Raw genomic sequence first — 10,986 nt, forward strand, 5'->3', positions numbered from 1 at the left:
AATGATACACCCGCGATTACAGGTTTTAGAAAAGCGATTTTCACCGTCAATACTTACACCTTTATATGAGCCTTTATTTGAACAGCATCAACTTAAGGTTTATCTGAAACGAGATGATTTATTAGACCCTATTATTTCAGGAAATAAATGGCGTAAATTAAAATACAGTTTAAATCACGCGCTAACTTTAGATAAAAACACGCTGGTTAGTATGGGGGGGGCTTATTCTAATCATCTTCATGCGTTAGCGTTTACGGGAAAATTATTAAACTTAAAAACTAAGGGGTTTATTCGAGGTGAACGCCCAAAATACCTTAACCCAACCTTAAGGGATCTTTTAAAGTGGGGAATGACACTTGAATTTATAAGTCGGAGTGATTATCGACAATTAAGAACGTACCAACATTATGATGCACTTCCTGATTTAAACGCTAATGAATACTGGTTGCCAGAAGGTGGCACATCGGAATTGGCTTTAAAGGGGGTTGCGGAGTTAATAGATGAAATAAATCAACCATTTGATTGGATTTGTAGCCCTTGTGGAACAGGAACAACCTTAGCTGGAATGATTAATGCGGTTTCTAAGGAATGTCAGGTTTTGGGTATTTCAGCTTTAAAAGGGGGCGATTTTTTAAGAAATGAGGTGAAATCATTATTATCGACAGAAATAGGCGTGCGAGAAAATTGGTCGATTAACCTAAATTATCATTTTGGTGGGTTTGCAAAAACAAAGCCTGAATTATTAACGTTTATAATGCAATTTGAACAAGACCATGGAATAGAAATTGAGCCTATTTACAGTGGTAAAATGCTTTTTGCACTTTATGATTTAATTGGCCAAGGTTATTTTAACGCGGGTTCTTCGATCATTGCTATGCATACTGGTGGACTCCAAGGAAAACGCAGTGCTTGATATTGTTTTTCTATGATTGAATTAGCGATTTCTAAAGGAGAGGCATTTATTATAGGAATTTAGATTGTAAGGCTTACTGCTATCAGGCTAAGTGATTAGAGAAAGACTATAAAGAATAAATAAGCTATCATGTACCTCTTTTAAAATTTATTCACAGGATTTTATATGCAAATTGTAGATAATTTAGTCGTTTCTATCCATTATACATTGACAAATAGCGAAGGTAGCGAACTAGATAGTTCAAAAGGTGAAGAGCCTTTAGTCTATTTACAGGGGGCTCATAATATAGTGAAAGGGCTAGAAGAGGCGTTAGCCGATAAAAAGGTGGGTGACACTTTTAATGTAACGATTGAACCTGAGAAAGCCTATGGTCTTTATCAAGAGGATATGCAGCAGGTCGTTGATAAGTCAATGTTTGAGGGCGTTGAGGAATTAGAAGTAGGGATGATGTTTAATGCGGATGTAAGCCATGGAACGGGGATTGTAAGTATTACTAAAATTGAGGAGGATGAAATCACCATTGATGGTAACCATCCTTTAGCAGGTGAAACGTTAACATTTGATGTTGAAGTTATTAATATTCGTGAAGCGACGGCTGATGAATTAGAACATGGGCATATTCATACTGGAAGTTGTCAGCATGGTTAATGTTATTAGACTTGTTCTTCTAAATAAAATATATTAAAATCAATTGCTTATATATACTTGATAACACTCACAATCAGTTGATACAGCCTAATAAATAAACTTTAAATTAAATTATTAAAAATAATAAATAAGCTTTATAATAAATTTCTATAAAAAATAAAAATCAAAGTATAACATGAAAATAAAAGAAATTTTACCAAGAATTTATGATGATAGACAGTTAAGAGCTTTAACAGGATTAAAAACAGAACATTTTATTTTACTATTATCTCTATTTGAAAAGACCCTTATTGAAGATCAAAAAGAAAAACATGAAAATAAAGAAAGAAAATACGGTAGTGGTTTAGATAGCACATTAAAAACACCCGCAGACAAATTATTATTTATATTAAATTATATGAAGTGTTATTCTACTTTCGATCACTTAGGGTTTTCTTTTAATATGAATAAATCATGCGCCCATACTCATGTATACAAATTATTTCCAATTTTAATAAAGACGTTAGATATATTTAATGTTTTACCTGCAACAAGTTTTTCAACCCCTGAAGAAATGCAGCAGGCTTTTGGCGGAATTCAAACATTGATAATAGATGCTACAGAGCGTGCTGTACAACGCCCTAGTGACTATGAAGAACAAAATGAATTTTACAGTGGTAAAAAAAACAGCATACAATTAAAAATACCACTATAGCTTCTTTAGGTCATTTAATTTTATATATTGGGGTTAGTTTTCCGGTAAAAATCATGATTATGGAATGTTTAAAAAGAATTTAATCCAGAATTAAATTGGTTTAGTAATTTTAATATATTTATTGATTTAGGTTATTTGGGGTTTAATAATGAATATAAAACTAATTCGGTAAATATTCCTCATAAAAAACCAAATAAATCTAAGCATAATCCAAACCCAACATTAACTGAAAATCAAAAAAAAGAAAACAAAGAGATGAGTCGTGAAAGAGTCATTGTTGAGCATGTAATCGGTGGAATGAAAAGATATAGATGCCTAGTTGACAAGTTTAGAAATAAAAAAGAAGGTGTAAAAGATTTATTTTCTTTTTTAGCGGCTATCCTATGGAATTTTAACATGATATATTAACTTCTTCTTAAAGAACAAGTCTATTGACGGATGTTAAATAATGGGTGAATTTTTTTACCCCTGTCAATTAAAAATATAAGGGCTAAGGCTTAATCTAGGTAGCGGTAATTTTACCTATTATAGCTGCCTAGAAGATATCGTTTAATTTATGTCTAATAGGCTATTGCTACAGCACGCAAAAGCCTAATATTTTTATCTCTGGATAGGACAAAATTAAATGAGTCTTTATTTGTTATGTACGAAATACGAATAAAATAATGAAAATTTATTATAAAGTAAACCGTTTTTATATCAATTTTCTTCTTGACCTTAATAAGAAATAAGTTATATGCTTATGTAATATATTCCTTATTTTCATGCTTATTGGAATGACTTAAGGAATGAACCTTAATAATTTTCAAAGCTCACACTGCGTAGGTAGCAATATAAAGGCTACAAAAAGCTCGGGTATTTTAATATCACCTTCCTAGGTTGATAACACCTTGCTTACTTTTTGTGAAATTCTGATTACTGAATATAACCTACATATGACTTTTTTTTTATCACGTTTTTTATCTTTATCCGTTAGTTTAGTCGTTGCTTGTGTTTATACAACCCCTATTTCTAAAGCGGATGAACAATCGAATTTACTGAGTTATAGGAAAATTTATTTTCATAATCCAGAATCTAATATTAATAATTTTCGATCATTAAAAATATCGTTTGATACGTATTTATCAGTGTTTGGAAAATTTCAATTTCAACCGTTTGAAAACAAGGAAACGTTTGAAAAAATGCTTGAAAATACACAAGGCAGTGTATTTTTATTATCAAGTTGGCATTATCAATTCTTACGAAAAAACAAACAGATTAAGCCGATTTTAATTGCTGAGTTTAATGGAAAAAGTGTTCAAAAAAAAGTATTGCTAGTTAAATCAACACAACTTAGGTTTAGTGATTTAAAAGGGAAGATGATAGCGACAGCAGGTAATGAGCAATATTCTCGAAACCTTTTGTATGAAATGTTCCCGTTACAATCAAAAGAATCTATAGAGCTTATCAAATTTCTTGTTGTTCCCACGGATATGAATGCCTTAATCTCACTTAACTATGGAATGGCCGCTGCGGCGTTAAGTAGTGAGATAAGTTTAAATCAGCTTAAAATTGTCAACCCTAAACTTGCTATTCAACTTAATGCTATCGGAAAAAGTAAAGAAAAGCTGCGTACAGTGGCTGTTATTAAGCAGGGAGATAAAAAAGCACAGGAGCTGGTTGATGTACTATTACAGATGAATAAGACCGAGGATGGGAAAAAGAGGCTTCGGTTATTAGGTTTAGATGGTTGGCATTATTTAACCCCTCCTGAACTTAAGCAATTGCAATTTCAAGGCGGAGTCGAATAATGAAATTTTACGCCTTATTTTCTTTTTCAACGTGGTCAGATCAGTTTTCTTCTATGCGTTTAATGTTATGTAATGGTTTAATCCTGGTTTTAATTACAATCATGTTTCTCAGTAATCCCGTGAGAGCTGATGATCGCAAACTTTTAATTGTTAATTCAAATGCGAATCTTCTCAATTACCAGCGGTCTGAGCAAGCATTTGAAAATAACCAGTCTTATCAGCTTACGCATGTTGATTTGGCGAATAAATCATTTTTAGATGAAAAGACGAAAACACTTTTAAAGGAAACCGATATTGTTTATACCATCGGTTCAAAGGCTTATCACTTTGTGACTAAATTGGGAATAAATAAACCGATTGTTTTTTCTACCATTATTAATTCGTTACGATTACCTAAAAAAGATAATGCTTATGGGGTTGCTAATGAATTGCCTGCAGGAATGCAGTTAATGATGTACCGCTATATTTTTCCCGAATTAAAAAAATTAGGTATTATTTATAGTCGTGATATGAATCAAGAATGGTTAGACGAGGCCATTTCAACGAGCCATGATGTAGGAATAGAAATAATTAGTGAGGCGGTTGATAAGGATGACGTATTTGAATCAAAATTAGAAGCATTATTAGGTAAGGTGGATGCTTTATGGTTAATTGCCGATTCAGCAACGGCATCGCATGAAACCGTTGAAAAAATTTTTGATTACAGTCATAAAATGAAAAAGCCTGTTTTTGCTTATGAAAATTTTTATGCAGACTTAGGGGCTTTATTGGTTATTTCGTCTGATATTCCAACGATAAGTCGTCAAGTGGTTACGCTGGTTGACGATGTTTTAAATAATCGGCCTATTGATAAGAAAATTGTTGCCGCGGCAGGTTTTCATATTATTTTGAATATGAAAGCATTGAACGCACATTATTCCTTAAAATTAAATGAGCAGGCACTAGATTCTGTTAATCAGATTATAGAGTAGAGAATATTTATGAAAATTAAGCGGTTTAAAAGGGGGATTCGCTGGAAGTTACTTTCTACTATGGTTAGTTTAGTGATTAGTCTATTGGTTATAATCACCTATATTCAGATAAAATTTCAAACTAATTTTCTTCAAGATGAGTTAGAAGCACGAACTCAATTGATGAAGGACCATTTAACACTACGGGCCAATACCGTTTCTGAATCATTATCGGCTCATGTTGAAGAAGGTTTATCACTTTATAATTTTGTCGAAATTAGTCATTTATTGAAAAAAAGGGTGAATAGTGATAAAGATTTAAATTATGCCATTTTAATGTCTATGTCGCGTAAAGCCTTTACCCACACCTTAAAGCCTGAGTTGGAAGGTGATGTTTTAAATACGGAAGCGGCTTTATTTGCTGTAAAGCAGCAAACGGTAAGTGAGTATGAATATCAACGACAACAAATAAAGATATTAGAAATTATTTTACCGATACAATTTAGTACGTCCCAATGGGGCGTTTTGCGGTTGGGCTTTTCATTAGAATCCTTACAGCAAAAAATTAATGAATCGAAGCAAAAAAATACGCTGCTTATTGAAGAAATGATGATCCAATCATTATTAATTTCGACGATATTTTTACTTTTTTCATCGTTAATTATTATTATGTTATCGACTAGGTTTTCTAGACCTATTAGCGATTTAACGAAGGCTGCAAGCCGATTGGCAGCGGGTAACTTTTCAGTCGCAGAAAATCTTAATTTTAAAACGGGTGATGAAATTGAAATTTTAGCAGATGTATTTGTTGAAATGTCTAAGAACCTTAAAGATTCGTACGAAAAGCTTGAAAATTATAATCATGACTTAGAAGAGCAAGTTGATAAAAGAACCCTTGAACTCGAAGAAGTACGCGATCAAGCGTTAAATGCCAGTAAAGCAAAAACTGAATTTTTAGCCACTGTGAGTCATGAAATTCGTAATCCGATGCATGCGATTATTAATACGACTCAGTTAATGTTAAAAACACAGCTAGTGTCAAAACAGCGTAATCATCTAAATAATATTGTTACTATTTCTAATACCTTAGTTTATTTAATTAATGATTTGTTGGATGTTGCTAAAATTGAAGCAGGTAAATTAGAGATTGAAGCAATAAAGGTAAATCTTAAAAATGTTCTGGATGATATATCGAACTTAACCTTGGTCAAAGCGGAAAAAAAATCTATTGGCTTGCGATTTTCGCTTGAGAAGGATATTCCTTTATGTTTAATTGGAGATCCTTTAAGACTCACGCAAATTTTATTAAATCTCGTCACAAATGCAATTAAATTCACCACCACGGGTGACGTTTTGGTTAGCATTACGTTATTAGCGGCGGAATCTAATAAGGTGCGTCTTAAATTTTGTGTCGCTGATACAGGAGTAGGGTTAAGTCCTGAGCAACTATCGCGGCTATTTCAATCGTTTAGTCAAGCGGATGAAACGATTGCGCGAACGCATGGCGGGACAGGCTTAGGACTGGTTATTTCAAAGCAGCTAGTTGAAATGATGGGGGGGCAAATTCAGGTTAGCAGTGAACTTGGAAAAGGCAGTCAGTTTTATTTTGAATTAGATTTAAATTATGAACCCGAATTGATTTCGGGCGATTATGTGTTACCTGAAGCACTTAAAGATTTAAAAATATTGGCTGTCGATGATGATGTTATTTCTCGAACCGTGTTGCAAACGTATTTAGAATCCTTTGGATTTGAAGTCGATAGTGTTGAGTCAGGCGAGCAAGCTTTATCTTTATTAAAAACATCCCCCACATCGTCTTACGGACTTATCTTAATGGATTGGGAAATGCCGGGTCTTGATGGTATTGAAACCTCAAAACGGATAAAAGCCAGTGAGAATGTTATCCCTATTCCTACGATTATTATGGTAACGTCTCATTGTCGTGATGATGTTTTATCTAAAGTTAATCAAGGGGATATAGACGCTTTATTAATTAAACCTGTTGAACCGACAGATTTGCTTGAAAATATTGCACGTGTTTTATATGTCAATTTACCTGCTTCATCTCAATCGGCATTAAGTTTGGATGGCAGTGAGAATGTCTTAATGCGAGGGATTAAAATCTTAGTGGTTGATGATGATGATATTAATCGCCTTATTGCTAAAGAGATGTTAGAAGATGAAGGTTTAATTGTCGATTTAGCCGAGGGTGGACAACAAGCTTTAGATAAAATTAATCAACAACCATTTGATTTAGTGTTAATGGATTTACAAATGCCTGAAATGGACGGCTATGAAACCTGTCGGCAAATTCGACGTAATTTGAAATATCAAGACTTGCCCATTATCGCGCTGACGGCTCATGCAATGTCAGATATAAAAGATAAATGTTTACACGCTGGAATGAATGATTATGCCAGTAAGCCTTTTAAGATGAATGAATTACTCAGTATTTTTGCACGTTGGGTACAGCCCCAAATAGAAAAAGAGCCGGCTAATGTTTTTGAACCTGTGATATCACAGCCAACCAGCGTGCAGCAGGAATTTTCGAACTTATCAGGCATTGATGTTGAATTGGCTTTAGATCGTTTAGGCGGAAAAGAAAGTATTTTTCGTAAACTATTATTAAGTTTTGAAGCAGACTTTACGGATATAACCAATAAAATTAATGAGGCGTTTTGTCTTAAAGATGAAGAAACAGCAAGTCGGTTAGTGCATAGTTTGAAAGGGGTGTCGGGTAATCTTAGTGCTTATAAATTATATGAAAAATCTCAGAAATTAGAAGATGCTATTAATAACCAAGAAAATTGTTTTGAGGCTTTATCTGAGTGTGATATGGCATTAAAAGAGCTTTTAGTGTCTATTGAACAATTACCGAAAAAATAAAGCGGAATGAATGGAGCAAATGATGCTTAGAAAAATAATAACAATAGTGGCTGGAAGTCTTTTTTTGGTCGATGTGAGTTTAGCGACATTTTCTGAGGAAGATAAGCGAGCAATAGAAGAGTCACGCAAGTGGATAGAAGCTGAATCTATTGTGTTTTCAGCGGCTAAGAAAAAGCAAAAAATTTCAGAAACAACGGGGGCGGTATTTGTTATTACGCAACACGATATACATCGCTCTGGGGTTAAATCAGTTGCAGATGCCTTGAGAATGGCACCCGGTGTTCAGGTGGCGCGTTACAGCTCGTATGGAATGGCGATTACGATACGCGGATTTAATGGTTTGTTTTCGAATAAATTACTAGTGATGATTGATGGCCGATCGGTTTATGATGCGAGTTTCTCAGGGGTTTATTGGGATAATGTTGATCTGATCTTAGAGGATGTAGAACGAATTGAGGTTATTCGAGGGTCAGGCGGGACGTTATGGGGGGCGAATGCCGTTAATGGTGTTATTAATATTATTACTAAAGACACTAAAGACACTAAAGATACGCAAGGAACATTAGCAGTGGCGGGGGGCGGTTCAGAGGAGCGTGGCTTTGTTAGTTTACGCCATGGTGGAAAAATTAATGAAAATACGGGTTACCGTGTTTATGGTAAGGCCTTAAAGCGTGATGAATTGGATGGTGATGTAAAGGATGATTGGGAGCGTTATCAGTTGGGTTTTCGTATGGATGGTGAACCTGATGAAGAAAATAAATGGCTAGTACAGGGTAATACGTATACCGCAAATTTAATGGATTCCTCTAGTGTAAGAGCGCGTACAGAAGGGGCAAATGTATTGACACGTTGGTCAGTAAAAGCCTCAGATAAGTCAGATTGGCGATTACAAGCTTACTATGATTATCAACAGCGGGATACATCAATAACTGAATCGATTACACATACGGCTGATTTTGAATTACAGCAACGTTATCGTTTTAATGATTCAAATGAAGTTATTTGGGGATTAGGCTATCGTTTTCAAGAAGTTAAAAACGTGTTTAAGTTACCAGAGAGTACTTATGATCCTATTACACGTGATAATCATATTTTTAGTGCTTTCATTCAAGATGAGATTGCATTAATCCCGAAGACACTTAAATTTATTATCGGAACAAAAATTGAGCATAATGGGTACAGTGGTTTTGAAATACAACCGAATGCCCGTTTATTGTGGAACATAACCGAATCAACGAGTACTTGGGCGGCTGTTTCTAGGGCGGTAAGAACCCCTTCAAGACAGCAACATGATTTAAACTTTTCTATTTCTTTTGGTGATGATACGTTTGTTACTGAGGGCGATGAGAATGTACAATCAGAAAGTGTAATTTCTTATGAATTTGGCATTCGGCAACAAGTTTCTAAACAATTCTCTTGGGATTTTGCTGCCTTTTATAGTGAATATGACGATGTTGTAGACATTACTGAAACGACTTTTGTCAGTGAAATTGAAGGGCAGCGAAATTTTATCACTCGTTTTGAAAATAATGTTTCGGGGTATAGCTATGGGGCTGAAATTTTTTCAACGTGGCGGCCTTATGATTGGTGGACATTAAAAGGGAGTTATAGTTATTTTCAAATGAAGTTAAAAAAGGATAATGATGTTGCTTTTCTTGATACTCGGGATAAAGGTAAGCATAGCCCGCGTAATCAAGTGTCGTTACGTTCCAGTATGGATTTTGACTATGATGTAAGCTTAGATTTATGGTTACGTTATACGGATAAGATTGAAGCGGTTAATGATTATTTAGAGCTAGATGCCCGTTTAGCCTGGGACGTTATTAACGATGTTGAGTTATCGTTAGTGGGACAAAATTTATTGAATGAGTCACATGAAGAGTATCCTAGGATAGAAGGTAATAAGCCACACAGTAATGTACAGCGGAGTATTTACGGGCAAGTGCGTTGGAAATTTTAAATGGAGTGAAATTTAATGTTCACTCCATAATAAAAAAAGTTAAAAGGAATACGTTAGCTCATTGTTGATAACGTTGTTTAATGGCCTGAGATAATTGATGAACCGCCATCGCATAATGATTGCTGTGGTTGTATTTTTTGATCACTTTAAAATTAGGGTGTGTACGCCAAAACTCATTGCCTGAATAAGCACTTAATTTAATCGTTGAGGCGGATGTTTTTTGTTGCGTTTTAGTGACAACAGGTTTATTAAATTGCCAACCGCTTTTTGAAAAATAATGGGCGACACTTCCAATGGCATCCGTTGGGTTCCATAAATCACGCTTGCCATCTTCGTTAAAATCAACCGCTAATCGACGAAAACTACTGGGCATAAATTGACCTAATCCCATTGCCCCAGCCCAAGAGCCGACCACTTTTCGAGGCTCTAAATTTTCTTCCGTTGTCATCAGTAAAAAATTTTCTAGTTCAGAGGTGAAAAATTTACTGCGTCTTTTAGTGTGAAACGCTAAGGTGGATAAAGCATCAAGTGTGCGTGTTTTCCCTACATTCAATCCAAAAAATGTTTCAACACCAATAATCGCCACGATATATTCAGGGTTAACGTGATAAGTCGCACTTGCTTTTTGAATCGTAAGGGCATTTTTTTTCCAAAATTTCACCCCATTATTAATATGAGTGGTGGTAAGGAATTTTTTGCGATAGCGTGACCAGCTACCAGGGGATGGAACAAAGCTCGTTTTTATTTTTGAGGAAGGTGTTTCTAGTTTCACGACCGATTGTAAATGACGCGCTTGTGAAAATAAACCATTTAAATAATTTTGTTTAAATCCATGCTCTTTTGCCATATAACGGATAAAATTACGAGTCCCCGTAGAACTTGCATAAGCCCCTGTTAATTTAGAGGCTGAATAATGACCTATTTGTTTGGGGGCCGTTTTGGGTTTTGTTGTGCTGGGTTGGCTAGGTATGATGGGTTGCGATAAACCTTTGTAATGGTCTTGGTGGTAAATAATAGGCTCAGGATTACACGCAGTTAGGAGTAATGCCAGAGTAAAAATGGGAATAGCCGAGAGTGTTAATGAGGTCATATAATTTTCCTATGATTTTAGTAGATAGGTTTTTCTAAATAAAGCAGGACAAATG

9 protein-coding genes are annotated in these 10,986 nt (G+C 34.8%); 8 read left to right on the forward strand and 1 reads right to left on the reverse strand.

The genetic code is table 11. The features are described from left to right. Nucleotides 1–4 precede the first annotated feature (4 nt). The 8 genes from Q9M50_11555 to Q9M50_11590 all read left to right on the forward strand — a co-directional run bounded on the left by Q9M50_11555 (nt 5) and on the right by Q9M50_11590 (nt 9,841). Nucleotides 5–913: a pyridoxal-phosphate dependent enzyme gene (locus Q9M50_11555; protein MDQ7091251.1), complete on the forward strand. Its 909-nt coding sequence runs from the start codon at nt 5–7 to the stop codon at nt 911–913. A 165-nt stretch (nt 914–1,078) separates the two neighbouring features. Beyond that, a complete protein-coding gene (locus Q9M50_11560) occupies nt 1,079–1,561 on the forward strand; it encodes a peptidylprolyl isomerase (protein ID MDQ7091252.1) in 483 nt (160 codons plus the stop codon). A gap of 175 nt (nt 1,562–1,736) precedes the next feature. Beyond that, nucleotides 1,737–2,255: a transposase family protein gene (locus tag Q9M50_11565; protein ID MDQ7091253.1), complete on the forward strand. Its 519-nt coding sequence runs from the start codon at nt 1,737–1,739 to the stop codon at nt 2,253–2,255. Between the two features lie 135 nt (nt 2,256–2,390). Beyond that, a complete protein-coding gene (locus tag Q9M50_11570) occupies nt 2,391–2,663 on the forward strand; it encodes a transposase family protein (GenBank protein MDQ7091254.1) in 273 nt (90 codons plus the stop codon). Nucleotides 2,664–3,190: 527 nt separating this feature from the next. Then, nucleotides 3,191–4,045, forward strand: coding sequence for a PhnD/SsuA/transferrin family substrate-binding protein (locus tag Q9M50_11575; GenBank protein ID MDQ7091255.1), 855 nt, complete (start codon nt 3,191–3,193; stop codon nt 4,043–4,045). After that, nucleotides 4,045–5,016 (forward strand): ABC transporter substrate binding protein, encoded by a 972-nt coding sequence (locus Q9M50_11580; GenBank protein ID MDQ7091256.1) that lies wholly within the window; start codon nt 4,045–4,047, stop codon nt 5,014–5,016. Before Q9M50_11575 ends, Q9M50_11580 begins: the two co-directional genes overlap by 1 nt. 9 nt (nt 5,017–5,025) lie before the next feature. Next, entirely contained in the window at nt 5,026–7,881 is a 2,856-nt protein-coding gene (locus Q9M50_11585) for a response regulator (GenBank protein MDQ7091257.1), read from the forward strand. A gap of 10 nt (nt 7,882–7,891) precedes the next feature. Further along, entirely contained in the window at nt 7,892–9,841 is a 1,950-nt protein-coding gene (locus Q9M50_11590; GenBank protein MDQ7091258.1) for a TonB-dependent receptor, read from the forward strand. A 58-nt stretch (nt 9,842–9,899) separates the two neighbouring features. Here Q9M50_11590 and Q9M50_11595 read toward each other — a convergent pair whose 3' ends face one another. Further along, a complete protein-coding gene (locus tag Q9M50_11595; GenBank protein ID MDQ7091259.1) occupies nt 9,900–10,931 on the reverse strand; it encodes a lytic murein transglycosylase in 1,032 nt (343 codons plus the stop codon). Nucleotides 10,932–10,986 lie beyond the last annotated feature (55 nt).

Source organism: Methylococcales bacterium (genome assembly GCA_030949405.1).
GTDB lineage: Bacteria > Pseudomonadota > Gammaproteobacteria > Methylococcales > Methylomonadaceae > WTBX01.